The organism is Flavobacterium aurantiibacter (assembly GCF_002251775.1).
Classification (GTDB): domain Bacteria; phylum Bacteroidota; class Bacteroidia; order Flavobacteriales; family Flavobacteriaceae; genus Flavobacterium; species Flavobacterium aurantiibacter.
Window position 1 is genome coordinate 17,471 of sequence record NZ_NOXX01000210.1, and the last position, 16,716, is coordinate 34,186.

The following is a 16,716-nucleotide window of genomic DNA, read 5'->3' on the forward strand; positions in this document are numbered from 1 at the left end:
GTAAAAGCTACAACTGAATCCGGTACATTTGCCAGTAAGGTCTCAAGTACATGCGAATCATTTTTAATTGGTTTTGGTTTTTAATAACGAGTGTGTCTTTCGCTCAAACACTTCACTTTGAGGCTATATCCACAAATTTCGACCTTCCATCTAAAGAGTGTTACAATATTGTAAAAGACTCCAAAGGGTATTTGTGGTGGAGCAGCGAACAAGGTTTAAGTATGTTTAACGGTTCAAAAATCAAAGTTTTTAATCGACTAAACGGTCTAGAAGATAAGGCCTCGTACGCACTTGCCGAGGACACCCAAAACCGTCTTTGGATTTACGGTGCCAACCGCACGATTTATTTCCATAAAAACGGAAAAATTTATAAAGCTCCTTTCAGTGATTTCATTAAAGCTAAAACAAGTTCTTTCGAAACACCCTACAGTTTAGATGTTACAAACAAAGGCAAAACACTAGTTATCAACACCAATAAGAGCACTTTTGAAGTCGACCTTCAGACCTACAAAGTTTCATCCTTTTCAAATTACACCTCTTACAACTTTGTCGCTTTCCAAAAAACCAACGAAGCCATAACGCTCAAGTCGTCTTTTGCTCACAATCCCGCTTCGAAAAACTCCCGTACCGTGGGCATAGTTGATGAGAACAACAAACTAATTCAAACAATCGATCTCACTAAAAGCAGCAACGAATTAATCAGCTCCCGTCCTGTCGTTACCCAAAAAGGCAACAACACTTATTTTGCCATCGACACGTATTTGGTTGTTCTCACGGGTAAGTCCGTATCACTGATCAAGAAATTTCCGCAGCGAATCTTGTCGATTTCTATCGATAAGCAAAATAATTTTTGGGTTGGGATGCGAAAAAAAGGACTGTTTCTTTACAAAAATTCCGATCTCAATTCGATGCCTACGTGCGCTCTGGCTGACTTATCCGTGTCGGGCATTCTAGTTGACGAAAATCAGGAAGTTTGGTGTACTACTTTAGAAAAAGGTGTGTTTCGGTGCCGAAATGCAAATTTTAAATGGCTGTCTGGTAGTCCCGAAAATTCGCAAACTTATGAGATTTTAAAAACGGTTGGTAACCGCATGTTTACGGCAAATAATCCAAAATCGATTGTTGAACTAAACAACTACAAGCAAATTTCCTACAATATTCCCAGATCCTTTTCTGAGATGTTCCTAGATATCGTCCCACATAACAATAAATGGTATATCGCAAGTCACCAGTACATTGCTGTAACCGATTCTAAATTTTCAAAGATCAAACTGCTTCAAACCAATTCAGGTTCAAATCAAAATGCGCTTAGTTTACATTTGGTCGATAAACAGTTATACTTCTTAAACATCCGATTCCTCGGTAAAATAAAAGGCACAGCGCTCGACACCGTAGCAACATTTCCGTTTAAGATAAGAAGCGGCTGCCACTTTGAAGGAAACAAATGGTTATTGGCATCGTCTGATTTGTTGTGTATATTAGACAGTAAAACGGGCGAAACTAAGCAAATCGCTAAAATGCCCGACCCAGTTACCTGCGTGTACTCCGATTCTAAAAATCGATTCTGGATTGCAACAAAAGGAAGTGGTCTTTATAAATTTCAAAACAATTCCTTACAAAAATACGTGTGCAACGGCCTCGAAGATGCGCTATACATTTCCGATATAAAACAGTATCCCGACAAATTTCTGTGGCTTTCAACTCATACAGGTATTTACAGGTTCGATCCGGATAAACTGTTACCTCGTGTCGAAAAAATCAGCAAAGAACAAGGATTTATCAGCAACGAAATTTATAGCACGGCATTCAATCACGGACTCTACTATGCCGCAACTTCCGAAGGTTTGTGCAGTTTCACTCCAGAGATTTTTAAAACCAGAAAAACGAAACCCCTTCTCTACTTTTCCGAGTTGCTCATCGACGGTAAAAAGCAAAATTTAAACTCTTTGCAAAAAGAAGTTCCCTATGGCATCAGTACTTTGTATTTTAAATTCGATGTTGTCGATTATCAAAATTCAAACCGATTTTTGCGCTATCAACTATCGGGAACCCAATCTAAAAACCGCTTGTCTTCGACCGACTATATCTCGTTAGATAATTTAAAACCAGGCAAATATCAATTCAAAGTATGGGTTCCTGCTACTTCGCGAAACCAAGCGAGCCATGCACTAGTAATCGAGTTCGAAATAGCAAAGCCTTTTTGGCAGCAGCTCGGTTTCATCATTTTTTTTATTGTTCTCGGTTTGGTAGCAATCACGCTCTTATTTCGCTTTTTGTTGAACCGATACAAGCAGAAAGAACACGAAAAAACACAGCTTCACAAACTTATTGCAGAAAGCAAACTAGCTGCAATTCAGGCGCAAATGAATCCACATTTTATTTTTAATGCCATTAACGCCATTCAAAATTACGTGCTAAACAACGAATCGGATTTGGCATACGATTACCTAACGCAATTCAGCAAGCTAATTCGTAAGGTTTTGCAAAACAATCAATCGCGCTTGCTACCCATTTCCGATGAGCTGGAAACACTCAAATTGTACGTAATTTTAGAACAACTTCGGTTTGAACAAGCCTTTGAATATGATGTTATTATTGATAAAAATGTCGATATCTTCCAAACATTAATTCCACCGATGCTTATCCAACCGTACATCGAAAATGCAATTTGGCATGGAATTATGGCCAAGCCAAAGCAAACGAAAGGCCGTATTACTGTAGAATTTCTCACAACTACCGAAATGCTGCTTATCAAAATCAGCGATAACGGCGTGGGTCGCGAGGCATCACAGCAGCTAAAACGCAGTAACAATCACCAGTCTTTAGGCATGTCTATCTCCTCTGCACGACTCGAAATGGTACAACGATTGTACGAAACAAAAGCCATTTCTATTGAAGTTACCGACCTTAGCGAGAACGGTCAAATTAATGGTACGCTAGTGCAAATAAGTATTCCCGTTGAATTAACACTTGATTCCTGATGAGCAAGTTGCGTTGTTATATCGTTGATGATGAGAGAAGTGGCAGAGAGCTGCTCGGAAAATTATTAGTCTCGGTTTCCGATGCCGTCGAAATTGTTGGCACGGCTGCCGATATCGAACAGGCATTTAACGAACTGTCGGAAACGAAAATCGATTTGTTGTTTTTGGATATTCAAATGCCGAAGGGAAACGGTTTTTCGCTTTTGAAAAGGTTTGAAAATCAGTTGCCTTTCGATGTGATTTTTGTTACCAGCTATCAGGAATACGCCATCCAAGCCATAAAAAGCAGTGCTTTGGATTATCTATTGAAACCGGTCGATCGGCAGGAATTGTCCGAAGCATTGTTGCGAGCGCAAAATCTAATTCAATCGCGCGAAACCAGCAGACAGCAATTCGAAAATCTGTTTAAAAATCTAGAAAACGAAAGCAGCGCCAAAAAAATTGCCATTCACCATAACGATACGGTGGTATTTATTCCCGAAAATGAGATGGAGTTTATTGCGGCCGACGGGCGTTATTGCAGCATCAATACCAGCTCGGGCGCCACCTACACCACGGCGAGAAGTTTGAAAGAAATGGAAGAAATGCTTTCTAAAAATTATTTCATGCGAATTAGCCATTCGCAACTGGTTAATTGTCTGTATATCAAAAGTTACAGCAAAGGCGATCCGTGCTTTTTAGAACTCAATTCGGGGAAAACCTTCGAAATTTCACGGCGACGCAAACACGAAATCTTGCAAAAATTGAAAAGTCAGTAATTGTAAACTTGAGTTCGATTTAAAAATTGAGGTTAGAAAACAGATAAATGGTTGAATACAAGGCAGATTTGTTTTGGGATACTGTAGTATCGNACTTTTTTGCGCTACGGAGTTTCCACAACTGCTAAAGCAAAAAAGATATAGCGGATGGCGCGACGGCGGTTCGGCGAAACGTTTGCGAAGCGCTACGATTACACCGCCGGCACCCCCAAATAAAAACCGATCATCCAGAACGCAATGAACACCTTGTTTTGGGGATGAAGTTCCTGCAATTTATCGCGATTTAGGCAACCAATCGGGTTACAAATCAAGTTTCCAACGATCCGAGTTTTAAAACTTTTAAAACTATTCTAACTTTAAAAACTTAATCCTTACTTTTGCGACACTTCATACCCATTAAAAGCAATATATGGACATTCACGAATACCAAGGGAAAGAAATTCTCGCATCGTACGGAGTTAAAGTACAACGCGGTTACGTAGCAAACAATCCGGTTGAGGCTGTGGCAGTTGCGAAACAATTAACTGCTGAAACAGGTACAGGATGGCACGTTATTAAAGCGCAAATTCATGCCGGAGGCCGCGGAAAAGGCGGTGGCGTTAAATTAGCCAAAAACCTGCAACAAGTAGAAGAGCTCGCCGAACAAATCATCGGAATGAGCCTCATCACGCCACAAACACCACCTGAAGGAAAGCGCGTACACAAAGTGCTTATCGCAGAAGACGTGTACTACCCAGGCGAAAGCGAAACTAAAGAATTCTATATGTCGGTTTTGCTTAACCGCAGCAAAGGGCGCAACATGATTATGTACTCTACCGAAGGCGGTATGGATATCGAAGAAGTGGCTGAACACACACCACATTTAATCTTCACCGAAGAAATCGACCCAGCATACGGTTTACAAGCCTTTCAAGCACGACAGATTGCCTTTAACCTAGGCTTGTCTGGAACTGCTTTCAAAGAAATGGTAAACTTCGTACAAGCTTTGTACAATGCCTATATCGGTTCTGACGCATCGATGTTTGAAATCAACCCAGTTTTGAAAACATCCGACAATAAAATTATTGCAGTGGATGCCAAAGTAAATCTCGACGACAACGCCTTGTATCGTCATCCGAACTTGGCTGAATTACGCGACGTTCGCGAGGAAAATCCGATTGAAGTAGAAGCGAAAGCTGCAGGTTTGAATTACGTTGACCTCGACGGAACCGTAGGTTGTATGGTGAACGGCGCTGGTTTAGCGATGGCAACCATGGATTTGATTAAATACGCCGGTTTTGAACCTGCAAACTTCCTTGACGTAGGTGGAACAGCCGATGCAAAACGCGTTGAGTTAGCGTTCCGTATCATCTTGCGCGATCCGAACGTAAAAGCAATTTTGATCAATATCTTTGGCGGAATTGTTCGTTGCGACCGTGTAGCACAAGGAGTTATAGATGCTTATAAAAATATGGGCGATAGTATTAAAGTGCCAATCATCGTTCGTTTACAAGGTACCAATGCCGAATTAGCGAAAGAAATGATTGATAACTCTGGAATGCCAATCCTTTCTGCAGTACAATTCCAAGAGGCTGCCGATCAGGTACAAAAAGCGTTGAGTTAATCCTTAACGTTAAGTCATAAATAATAAATCCCGATGTTTTTGGCATCGGGATTTTTTGTTTTACTGAACTTCGAACTTGCTTTTAATGTGCATCTTCCGAACTGCACAATCCAACGATGGTATGGAAAACGTCGTGTAATGCCGCAATTTCTTTCGTTAAGGTGGCATCAGCTGCTTTCGACTTTACCAATTTGTCGAGTTTCTTACTTCCTTTCACCAAATCGGCTACTGCTTTTTTCACTTCTTTTTTATCGAATGGTGCCGGAATCGGATTTTTAGCCAGCGCTTCGGCTTTTAAAACCAGTTCGCCACTGCGGGTTTTCAACGGTTCTAAGTTTCCCTCCTCGCTCGGATGAAACGTCTGGCTCATCGTTTTGTGGAAATCTTTAATCTGCGGCCAATCGTCGAATTTGCCTTTAGGTGCTGCCACATCGTATAGTTTACTCACTTCATCCCAGTTGATGACGTTCCAAATGGCTTTCAAGTAATCCGAACGCTTGTTCTGATACTTCAAATAATACGCGTGTTCCCAAACATCTATCCCTAAAATGGGCGTTCCTTTTTGGTCGACCACATCCATCAACGGATTATCCTGATTAGGTGTCGAACTAATAAAAAGCTTTTTCTTGCTATCTACACTCAACCACGCCCAACCCGAGCCAAAACGTTTGGTGGCAGCGGCTTCCATCTTAATCTTTAAACTGTCTAATCCGCCGAGTTGTTCGTTGATGGCAGTAAGTAAACGAGCCGATGGTTGTGTCCCTTTATTAGGTGTTAAAATCGTCCAAAACAAACTGTGGTTGTAATGTCCGCCAGCATTGTTTCGCACCGCATCCGAATATTTAGAAACCGATTTTAATAAGTCTTCCAACTTCAGTGCACCTAAATTTTCGGCTACCACTGCTTTGTTCAGATTCGTGACGTAGGCTTGGTGGTGTTTATCGTGGTGAATCGTCATGGTTTGCGAATCGATATAAGGTTCCAAAGCCGCAACGTCGTAGGGTAGTGGAGGTAGGCTAAAGGGCGTTTGTGCCGCACTTATGCCCACTGCGAAAACGGTAAAAATCCCGCTCAAAAGTTGTTTTTTCATCTCAATAGTCGTTTGTAATCTATGCGAAGGTATCGCTAAATTTAAAGATATGGGTACAAATTAACGTTGTGTTCGTACTTGGTTAATCGGTTTTCGTCGTGTCGTCTGCATCTAAATCCAATGCTTTTAATGGCAATTGTTCCGAACCCAACGGCAAACTCTCCACATTGCGCAACTTGCGTTCAATCTGGTTGCTGCGGGTCGTCAAAACGGTATCTAACTGACCCAATCCCGTGGTAATGTTGTTTTTCGCTTTGTTAAGTAAGTCGCCAAAAGTGGTAAACTCGCGTTTCACCTCGCTCAGCACCTTCCAAACTTCGCTGCTTCGTTTTTGGATCGCAAGCGTACGGAATCCCATTTGCAAACTGTTGAGCAAGGCCACTAAAGTGGTGGGACCGGCAACGGTTACTTTAAACTCGTCTCGGAGCTGATCTACCAAACCGCTTCGGCGAATTACCTCGGCATATATGCTTTCAAACGGTAAAAACATAATCGCAAAATCGGTTGTTTTCGGCGGATCGAGATACTTGTCGCGTATATCTTTTGCCATTTTTTTGATGGTGGTTTCCAAGTTTTTTGTCGCCACTTCAACTTCCTCTATATTGCCGTTTTCGTAGGCGGAAAGCAGGTGTTCGTAGGCATCTTTCGGAAATTTTGCATCGATTGGCAGGTACACAAATCCGTTTTCGTCTTCGGTTCTTCCGGGCAGTTTTATAGCAAATTCCACCGGTTCGTTGCTGCCCGATTTTGTTCTCACGTTCGAGTCGTATTGCGATGGTGCTAAAATTTGTTCCAGGATCATCGCTAACTGCACTTCGCCAACGCCACCGCGCAATTTTACGTTGCTCAAAACCTTTTTCAGACCGCCAACATCAGTGGCAATGGTTTGCATTTCACCCAATCCTTTCTGAACTTCAATTAACTGTTTTCCAACTGTTTCAAAACTTTCTCCTAAACGATCACTTAATGTTTTGGTAAGCTTTTCGTCGACCGTCAAACGCATTTCTTCGAGCTTCTTTTCCGTGCCCACAATCAGTTCTGTTTGCTTTTGTTCCAGCTGACCGAATTTCTCGCGTTGCAGTTCGTTAAACGAAGCTACGTTTTTATCAAAACTCTCTCTAAACTCTTTGAAAACCAAACCAATAGATTCGCGCATCTTCTCCTGATCGGCTAAGTTGTGTCGGGTAATCTCAGTTAGTTTTTCTTCCAAACTGTGTCGCACTTTTTCGAGCTGTGCCACCGTGTCTTTCACTAGTTTTTCTTGTACGAGCAGCAATTCATCGAACTTAAGTTTCTGGCTGTCAGCAAATTGTTGTAGCGCGCGTTGCTGTGCCTCGCGGTTTGCGGTATTGTTTTCGTCAATGCGCAGCGAAAATTTATCCAATCGTTCGTTCGTTTCGGTACGCGTTGTCGCGGCAACTTGCGCAGCTTCTTGGCGGTTTGCGCGAAATTCCTCACGAATAACCTGTTCCGTTTGATTTAATTTTTGTTCAAACTGTTGAAAACGTTCGTCAATTTTCGTTTCGCTTTTTGGTCGGAGTTGCAAATACAGCAAAACCAGTAACAGTAAAACGGCAAGAACGCTCAGTAAAGTAAGTATCGTCATAAAGTGTAGATGTCTTTTGTTTTTTTTGCCCTTCCGGCGGGTCGTTCCTCCGACGCCGTCGCGCTTTCCCTACAACCTTGTCGCCAAAATCCGGCAAAAGCTCCCGTTCTTACTGGCTTCTGAGGTCGCCGTAATCACTTGGCTTTTGCAGCGGCTTTCAGCAACAAGGGTTTTCGTCCAATCGCTAAGGGAACATAGTGCTCGACGCAAGAAGCTGCTAAATTACAGCGAAATTTTTTTAAAAATATGCGGTTTTTCCGTAACCGTGTTTCGTTTTTTTTTCGTTGGGATTAACCCGTTTTCCCCTTCCCGTTTAGGGCGAAGTTCCCGAAAAAAATCGACATAGCATTACGGGAAATCCGTAAAAATCTTCAAAAATCTAAAAAAGTTCTATCGAAAAATCGCAGTTTAGAACCCGTAATTGGCTTACGTGATCAAACACCGAATCTATTTTTAGCTTTTCATCAAAAAAGCTTCTAAGATTTCAACAACTAAATCGATATAGTACGCGTTACTGTTAAAATTCAAAGAAAAAGGCTAATTTTTTCAATACTTGTACCTAGCTTTGTGGCGTATATGAAGTGGTTTAAATCGTTTTTAATTCTCTTTGTTAGCGGGCTTCTACTGTCTGCAACTACTTCATTTGCAACGGATCTAAGTCTTGTAGGTAATACTTTTTCCAAGACAAAAACAGTAGTTAAAGGCGCCTCTACGGCTGTGGACACCCATAGTAAAGAGGTCTTTTTCTCAGAAGATCACGAAAGCGAGGAAGATCATGAAACCGAATCGCAACCTTCTTTTAAACCATTTGCTGCGCTATTAGCTAGCAAAAGCGACTCGGGTTTCGTTTCTTTTATTTCTTTCCGCCAAAAGCAACTAATCCCTAGTAATTTCCACAAACAAATCGGACGTTCGTGCCCGATTTATCTTTTTATTCGAGTACTCAGACTGTGAAAAACGGCGACAAGTTGTCGCACCGATGTTCGTCCTTCGGGACAAATTTCCTAACAAAAATCCTTTAAACTCTTGCGCACACGCGCAAAAAACATCGTTTGATCATGGTCAAAAAAATGATTGTGGCTGCCGTATTGGTATGCCTTGGCAGTGCCAGCTGCTCCCATAAAGAAACCGAAAAACAAGAGAACGTTACCTTTGCTGTAACGGCTCCAATTCAAATAGATACCACGTTTGTAAAACAATATGTCGCGCAAATTCGCTCGGTACAGAACGTCGAAATTCGCGCACAGGAGCGTGGTTTTCTAGAACATATTTACGTTGATGAAGGCCAATTCGTCACTAAAGGTCAGTTGCTTTTCAAAATCATGCCGCGCTTGTATCAAGCCGAACTTCAAAAAGCTCAGGCCGAAGCAAAAGCAGCAGCTATAGAATTGAAAAATGCCAAAACACTAGCCGACAAAAATATTGTTTCCAAAAACGAACAACTGGTGGCGCAAGCTCGTTTAGAACAAGCAAACGCAGCCGTTTCGATGGCAAAGTTGCATTTATCGTTTACCGAAATTCGCGCACCTTTTTCTGGAACGGTCGACCGAATTCCAAAAAAACTCGGCAGCTTAATCGACGAGGGAGAAATTCTCACCACTTTGTCTGATAACTCGCACATGTTTGCCTATTTCAATGTTTCTGAACCCGAATATCTGGATTACAAATTACACGTTTCCGATCGCGGTGAAACCAATGTCGATTTGCTTTTAGCGAACGGCGATACGCTTCCGTACAAGGGAAAAATCGAAGTAATTGAAAGTGAATTTGATGCTGAAACCGGAAATATTGCTTTTCGTGCTGGTTTCCCCAATCCAAAGCAATTACTCAAACACGGAGAAACGGGGAAGGTACAAATGCAATTTCCGATGCGAAATGCGATTGTTATTCCACAAAAAACCACTTACGAAATTCAAGACAAGAAATTCGTTTTTGTTGTGAATGCTGCGAATCAAGTAAAATCGCGCGAAATTGTCGTCGCTGGCGAATTACCCGACTTGTATGTGATTAAAACAGGTTTAAAAGTTGGTGAAAAAATTGTACTCGACGGCATTCAAAAGCTAAACGATAACGATCACATCAAATATGCGTTCGAGGAGCCTAAAGCTTTGCTTCATAAATTAAAACTAAAGGTAGAGTAACCGCAAAATCCAAGAACTTATGTTTAGTAGATTCATTCAAAGACCGGTATTATCTATCGTAATATCGCTCATTATCGTATTCCTTGGAGTTTTGGCGCTTGTCGGTTTACCAGTCACCCAATTTCCTGCTATTTCCCCACCAAAAGTTAGTATCGTTGCCGAATATCCCGGTGCGAATAACGAACTGATGATTAAGTCGGTAATCATACCTTTAGAACGCGCGTTAAACGGTGTTCCTGGCTTAAAATATATGTCGGCTGATGCAGGTAATGATGGCGAAGCGTCTATTCAAGCTGTTTTTAATTTGGGAACCGATCCCAATCAAGCCACGCTAAACGTGCAAAATCGTGTGGCGTCGGTAGTCAATAAGCTTCCACCCTTAGTAATTCGGGAAGGCATTAAGATTTCTCGTCAGGAATCGAATATGTTGATGTACGTGAATCTGTATTCGACAGACAGAAATGCCGATCAGAAGTTCTTGTACAACTTTGCCGATATAAATCTTTTGGCAGAATTAAAACGCGTCGACGGCGTTGGATTTGCAGATATTCTCGGAAACCGAGATTACGCGATGCGAATTTGGTTAAAACCCGATCGCATGCTCGCCTATAAAATTTCGGCTGAAGAAGTGATGGAAGCTTTGAGTTCGCAAAGTTTGGAGGCTTCGCCTGGGAAAACTGGTGAAGCTTCTGGAAAACGCTCGCAAGCATTCGAATACGTTCTAAAATATCCAGGACGTTTTACAACACCCGAACAATACGGAAATGTGGTGGTTCGCGCGACTCCGGATGGCGAGCTTCTTCGCTTAAAAGACGTTGCCAATATTGAGTTCGGTAGTTCTATGTACGATATTTATTCGAATTATAACGGCCGACCTTCTGCCGCAATCGTTCTAAAACAATCGTACGGCAGTAATGCAACACAAGTCATTGAAAATGTTAAGGAAAAGCTAGCCGAGATAAAGAAAAATCGCTTCCCGAAAGGCATGGACTATGAAATCAGTTACGATGTGTCGACGTTCCTCGATGCTTCGATTGAGAAGGTCTTACATACGTTGGTTGAAGCATTTTTACTTGTAGGTTTTGTAGTTTACTTGTTTTTAAACGACTGGCGATCAACACTTATTCCCGCAATAGCCGTACCTGTGTCGCTGATTGGAACCTTCGTTTTTATGCAATTGTTCGGTATCACACTGAATCTAATCACCTTATTCGCTTTAGTTCTAGCTATAGGTATTGTTGTCGATGATGCGATAGTGGTTATCGAAGCCGTACATGCCAAAATGGAAACTGAACATTTACCGGCGCGAAAAGCCACTCAAGCAGCGATGGGCGAAGTTAGTGGCGCAATTATCGCAATTACTTTTGTGATGGCCGCTGTATTTATTCCGGTGTCGTTCATGTCGGGCCCGGTCGGGATTTTCTATCGCCAATTTTCCATTACCATGGCAACAGCAATCATTCTTTCGGGCTTGGTGGCACTTACGTTAACGCCGGCTTTGTGTGCCATGATGCTCAAAAACAATCACGGAAAAAAGAAAAAACAAAATGCGATAAATCGTGCTGTAGCTGGTTTCAATCGTTGGTTCGACAGCTTATCAGGAACCTACGGTGCTATATTGAAAGGCATAGTAAACCGACGCGTTTTAACTTTTGGAATTTTACTTTCGTTTTGCGCTGGAATCTACTTTCTGAGCAATACATTGCCGTCGGGTTTTATTCCAAACGAAGATCAAGGAATGCTGTACGCAGTTATTCAAACGCCGCCTGGTTCGAGTTTGGAACGTACGAACGAAATTGCAGAGAAGTTGCAAAAAATCTGTGAATCTATTCCCGATGTGAAATCGGTTTCTGCTTTGGCTGGATACGAGATTTTAACGGAAGGAACTGGAGCCAACTCAGGAACTTGCTTAATCAATCTTAAATCTTGGGATGAACGTGAACATTCTGCCCTCGAATTGATTGAAGAAATTGAAGAAAAGTCGAAAAATATTGCAGGTGCCACCATCGAATTTTTTCAGCCTCCTGCTTTACCTGGCTACGGAGCTGCTGGCGGTTTCGAGTTGCGATTATTAGACGAAACCGGTACGGGCGATTACCACAAATTAGAAGAAGTGAGTCGTGACTTTGTGGCAGAATTGAACAAACGTCCAGAATTATCGTCCGTATTTTCTTTTTACAGTGCGAGTTTTCCGCAATTTATGCTGCGAATCGACAACGATCTTGCTCAGCAAAAAGGCGTTTCTATAGAGAATGCAACCAATACGCTGTCGACTTTAGTAGGAAGTAATTACGAAATTAGTTTTATCAAATACGGACGTCAGTACAAAGTAATTGTTCAAGCCGCGCCGGAATATCGCGCTTTACCCGACGATATTTTGAAATTGTATGTAAAGAACGACCGCGATGAAATGGTGCCATTTTCAGCATTCATGCGAATGGAAAAGGTATATGGCTTGTCGGAAATTACACGTCAAAATATGTACACAGCTTCAGAAATTTCCGGACAACCAGCACCCGGCTACAGCAGCGGACAAGCAATTGCCACCATAGATGAAGTTGCTGCCAAAGTTCTACCGCGAGGTTATGAAATCGATTGGGCGGGAATTGCAAAAGACGAGGTGGCTCGTGGAAATGAAGCGATATACATCTTTTTGATTTGTTTAGGCTTTGTGTACTTGATTTTAGCGGCACAATACGAAAGTTTTATTCTTCCTTTTGCTGTAATCTTGTCTTTAGGTGGTGGAGTTTTTGGCGCGTTTTTACTGCTGCAAATCTGCGGTTTAGAAAACAACATTTATGCGCAGGTTGCATTGGTAATGCTTATAGGTTTGCTTGGGAAAAACGCGGTTTTAATAGTTGAATTCGCTGCTTTAAGGCACAGCCAAGGGCTCACGGTTTATCAAGCAGCAATCGAAGGCGCCGTGGTTCGATTCAGACCAATCTTAATGACTTCTTTTGCATTCATCGCCGGTCTAATTCCCTTGGTATTTGCAACCGGTCCGGGTAAAATTGGTAACCGGACTATTGGAACCGCCGCAGCAGGTGGAATGCTAATTGGAACCCTCGCAGGTGTTTTCATTATTCCAGGCTTGTACTACATTTTTGCTCGTATTTCGGAGAAGATTAAAATGGTGAAGAAACAAAAAGAGAGTCCGTTAACAGAAGATTTTGAATACGATGAATAAACTGATAAAAACAAGTTTGGTGCTGGCAGCTGTGGTTGTCGGATGTAGTGCACCTAAAGTGAGCGAAGTAAAATCGAGCTTACAAATACCGGAACAATATCAAGCACAAGCTGACACTTCCAATTCAGCAATTAAGCCTTATCGCTTGCTTTTTACCGATCCGAATTTAGTGTCGTTAATCGATATAGCGCTTAAAAACAATCAAGAACTGCAACGCGCACTTCAAGAAATCGAGATTGCAAGAAATGAAGTTCGCGCTCGAAAAGGTGAATTGTTGCCAGCAGTTGGTATTGGCGCTGCCGCAGAAGTCGAAAAAGTTGGAAAATTTACCAGTCAGGGAGCAGGCGATGAATCGACCGATATTTTACCAGGCAAAAGAGTTCCAGAAGATTTAACCGACTACTCGCTTGGATTACGCGCCAGTTGGGAGGTTGATATTTGGAAAAAACTAAGAAGTGCGAAAAAAGCTGCACTATCGCGGTATTTGGCAGAAGTTGAAGGAAAAAACTTCGTAATTACCAATTTGGTTGCTGAAGTTGCCGAACGCTACTACGAATTACAAGCTTTGGACGCCCAGCTCGCTATTATTGACGCGAACGTAGCTTTGCAACAGAACGCATTGGAAATCGTGAAAGTGCAAAAAGAAGCGGCACGTGCAACGGCTTTAGCGGTCGAAAAATTTGCGGCAGAAGTCGCAGGATCGCAACAACGCGCCTTTTTCGTCAAACAGCAGATTACCGAAACAGAGAATGAACTCAATTTTCTTCTCGGGCGTTTTCCGCAACCAATCGAACGAAGTAAAATCGATTTTTTAACCATTGAACCACTATCAATTCAAAGGGGATTGCCATCACAGCTACTAGAAAACCGCCCGGATGTACGCCAAAAAGAACTAGAAGTTACAGCAACACGCTTCGATGTTAAGGCTGCTAAAGCGGCGTTTTATCCGCGTTTAGATATCGGTGGTGCTATTGGTTTTCAGTCGTTTCGCACAGCTTCATTGTTTACTTTTCCAGAATCGCTCTTTTACAATTTAGGCACCGATTTAGTTGCACCGCTCATAAACCGAAATGCCCTGAAAGCGGCTTTTAATTCGGCAAATTCGCGGCAACTTCAAGCCTTGATCGAATACGATCAAACTTTACTGCGTGCGTTTGTCGAAGTAGCTAATCAACAAGCTAAAATCGAAAATTTAGCGAACGGATTCTCAAGACAACTCGAGCAAGTAAATGCTTTAAACCGAGCGATTGGTGCAAGTAACGAACTTTTTAAATCGGCACGTGTCGATTATTTTGAAGTTCTCATGACCCAACGCGACGCCCTAGAAGCCAAACTCGAACTGGTTGAAACCAAACAACAAGTATTAACAGCATCAATAATCATGTACCGTGATCTAGGCGGTGGATGGCGTTAGAAAAAGCGTTTCATACATACAGCAAAGCAATTTTTGTTAGGGAAAATTGTTCGGAAACCGCACAAACACTTCGTTTGCTGCGGTTTTTTCATTATGTAGATGAAAACCCATTAGCGCTAATTGAATTTGCAATTTAAAAAAGGTTATTTTTTAAAAATATCCGGTTTTTCCGTAACCGCGTTTCATTTTTTTTTCGTTGGGATTAACCCGTTTTCCCCTTCCCGTTTCGGGCGAAGTTCCCGAAAAAAATCGACATAGCATTACGGGAAATCCGTAAAAATCGGTAGGCGTAAGAGAAATCAAATGTTAAAACATAAATCGCATCGAATGAAAGCGCTCTTGCCATTAAACTTCCATGCTATCCGTTGTGATTACTTCTACAATATGAGTTCGAAGTGAAAATCAAAAGCTCTATTGCTTTTTAGAAAAAGCGCACATTATCATATAATTTATCAAATATTTTGGTTAAACAGGCTACACGCTGAGTTGATCTGTAAGAANGGTAGGCGTAAGAGAAATCAAATGTTAAAACATAAATCGCATCGAATGAAAGCGCTCTTGCCATTAAACTTCCATGCTATCCGTTGTGATTACTTCTACAATATGAGTTCGAAGTGAAAATCAAAAGCTCTATTGCTTTTTAGAAAAAGCGCACATTATCATATAATTTATCAAATATTTTGGTTAAACAGGCTACACGCTGAGTTGATCTGTAAGAAGAACGACAAACCACCTTCGCATTTTGCAATTATAGAACTAGCTGAACGTACTATTGATAAAAAAACCGTGTCTTTTAAAGGTAAAGACATGGTTTTTGATTGGCTCAAATAAAATTTGACGCCATAATAAATCGTTTAAAGTAGAAGTAAATCAATCAATTGGTTTGTCGACAACAATTCGCTTTTCTCTTGTAAGTAGCTCTAATACAATATTGTAAGCTAGTTTTGTTCGTTTAGTTAATAAATCGAATTCAATTTTTTCCACATCGTCGGTGGGCTTGTGATAGTCTTCGTGAACGCCGCTGAACAAGAATACAGAAGGAATGCCATTTTTAGCAAAATTGTAGTGATCAGAACGGTAGTAAAAACGATTTGGATCGGTCTTGTTGTTGTACTTGTAGTCTAAGAAAATGTTCACAGACTTTTCATTTGCCGATTTACAGATTTTATCTAATTCGGTGGATAGAAAATCAGATCCGATAACATAGACATAATTTCCATTGTCTCTGTGTTCCACGTCGCGTCGGCCAATCATGTCGATATTTACGTTTGCGACTGTATTTAGTAGCGGAAAAGCCGGATTTTCAGAATAATAACGCGATCCGTGCAAGCCGTGTTCTTCGCCAGTTACATGTAAAATAAGCAACGATCGCTTAAGTTTTAATCCGTTTTTCTGTGCCTTTTTAATGGCTTTGGCGATTTCGACTAGTGCAACGGTACCGCTTCCGTCGTCGTCGGCACCGTTATAAACCGTACCGTTTTCTGTTCCAACATGATCGTAATGTGCCGATAATACTACTACTTCATCCGGATTTTCATCTCCTTTAATAAAAGCCCAAATGTTTTCGGAATCATTTAAAACTTCTCGACTTTTCTTATTCATGTATGCGGCTGGAACTGCTTGATAGTAGCCACTTTGTTCCGGTGGAAATCCGATACCCGCTTTTTTGTACTGATTTATCAAATAGCGACCAGCGGCTTTCTGACCTTCAGAACCGGTTTCACGTCCTTGCATTTCGTCGGAAGCAATGTAAGTAAGTATTTCCTTTAGCTCGGCTTCCTTAATAACATCAGCAGAGTTGGATGCACTAGAGGATTGCTTGGGAGCACAAGACCAAAGTAATAACGCCGCCGAGGCGACTAAAAGGTGTTTCTTCATAGCTATTTTATATTGTAACCCGTTGGGTGAAATTAAATTAATTGATTTTTGATGTTAT

Annotated in this window: 10 protein-coding genes; 7 read left to right on the plus strand and 3 right to left on the minus strand. The window is 41.5% G+C overall.

The genetic code is table 11. From position 1 onward, the window contains the following. The first annotated feature begins 50 nt into the window (after positions 1–50). The 3 genes from CHX27_RS11415 (at position 51) to sucC (ending at position 5,342) form a co-directional block, all read left to right on the plus strand. Positions 51–2,981, plus strand: a complete 2,931-nt coding sequence (locus CHX27_RS11415; protein ID WP_094486909.1) for a sensor histidine kinase — start codon at positions 51–53, stop codon at positions 2,979–2,981. After that, positions 2,981–3,739, plus strand: a complete 759-nt coding sequence (locus CHX27_RS11420; protein ID WP_094486910.1) for a LytR/AlgR family response regulator transcription factor — start codon at positions 2,981–2,983, stop codon at positions 3,737–3,739. The genes CHX27_RS11415 and CHX27_RS11420 overlap by 1 nt, the downstream gene beginning before the upstream one ends. A gap of 409 nt (positions 3,740–4,148) precedes the next feature. Further along, positions 4,149–5,342, plus strand: coding sequence for an ADP-forming succinate--CoA ligase subunit beta (gene sucC, locus CHX27_RS11425; RefSeq protein ID WP_094486911.1), 1,194 nt, complete (start codon positions 4,149–4,151; stop codon positions 5,340–5,342). Between the two features lie 82 nt (positions 5,343–5,424). Here sucC and CHX27_RS11430 read toward each other — a convergent pair whose 3' ends face one another. Beyond that, positions 5,425–6,432, minus strand: a complete 1,008-nt coding sequence (locus CHX27_RS11430; RefSeq protein WP_094486912.1) for a superoxide dismutase — start codon at positions 6,430–6,432, stop codon at positions 5,425–5,427. 82 nt (positions 6,433–6,514) lie between these two features. After that, positions 6,515–8,038, minus strand: a complete 1,524-nt coding sequence (locus CHX27_RS11435; protein WP_094486913.1) for a DNA recombination protein RmuC — start codon at positions 8,036–8,038, stop codon at positions 6,515–6,517. Between the two features lie 576 nt (positions 8,039–8,614). On the opposite strand from CHX27_RS11435, the gene CHX27_RS11440 reads away from it, so the two are divergent. The 4 genes from CHX27_RS11440 (at position 8,615) to CHX27_RS11455 (ending at position 14,780) form a co-directional block, all read left to right on the plus strand. After that, positions 8,615–8,992 carry a hypothetical protein gene (locus CHX27_RS11440; protein WP_094486914.1) on the plus strand — a complete coding sequence of 126 codons (378 nt, stop codon included), beginning with the start codon at positions 8,615–8,617 and terminating at the stop codon, positions 8,990–8,992. Positions 8,993–9,096: 104 nt separating this feature from the next. After that, complete coding sequence (locus CHX27_RS11445; protein ID WP_094486915.1) at positions 9,097–10,179, plus strand: efflux RND transporter periplasmic adaptor subunit; 1,083 nt, start codon at positions 9,097–9,099, stop codon at positions 10,177–10,179. 19 nt (positions 10,180–10,198) lie between these two features. Beyond that, a complete protein-coding gene (locus CHX27_RS11450; RefSeq protein WP_094486916.1) occupies positions 10,199–13,366 on the plus strand; it encodes an efflux RND transporter permease subunit in 3,168 nt (1,055 codons plus the stop codon). Next, positions 13,359–14,780, plus strand: coding sequence for a TolC family protein (locus tag CHX27_RS11455; RefSeq protein ID WP_094486917.1), 1,422 nt, complete (start codon positions 13,359–13,361; stop codon positions 14,778–14,780). Before CHX27_RS11450 ends, CHX27_RS11455 begins: the two co-directional genes overlap by 8 nt. A gap of 870 nt (positions 14,781–15,650) precedes the next feature. Here CHX27_RS11455 and CHX27_RS11460 read toward each other — a convergent pair. Beyond that, on the minus strand, positions 15,651–16,658 hold the full coding sequence (locus CHX27_RS11460; RefSeq protein ID WP_094486918.1) for a M28 family peptidase: 1,008 nt from the start codon (positions 16,656–16,658) through the stop codon (positions 15,651–15,653). Positions 16,659–16,716: the final 58 nt, after the last annotated feature.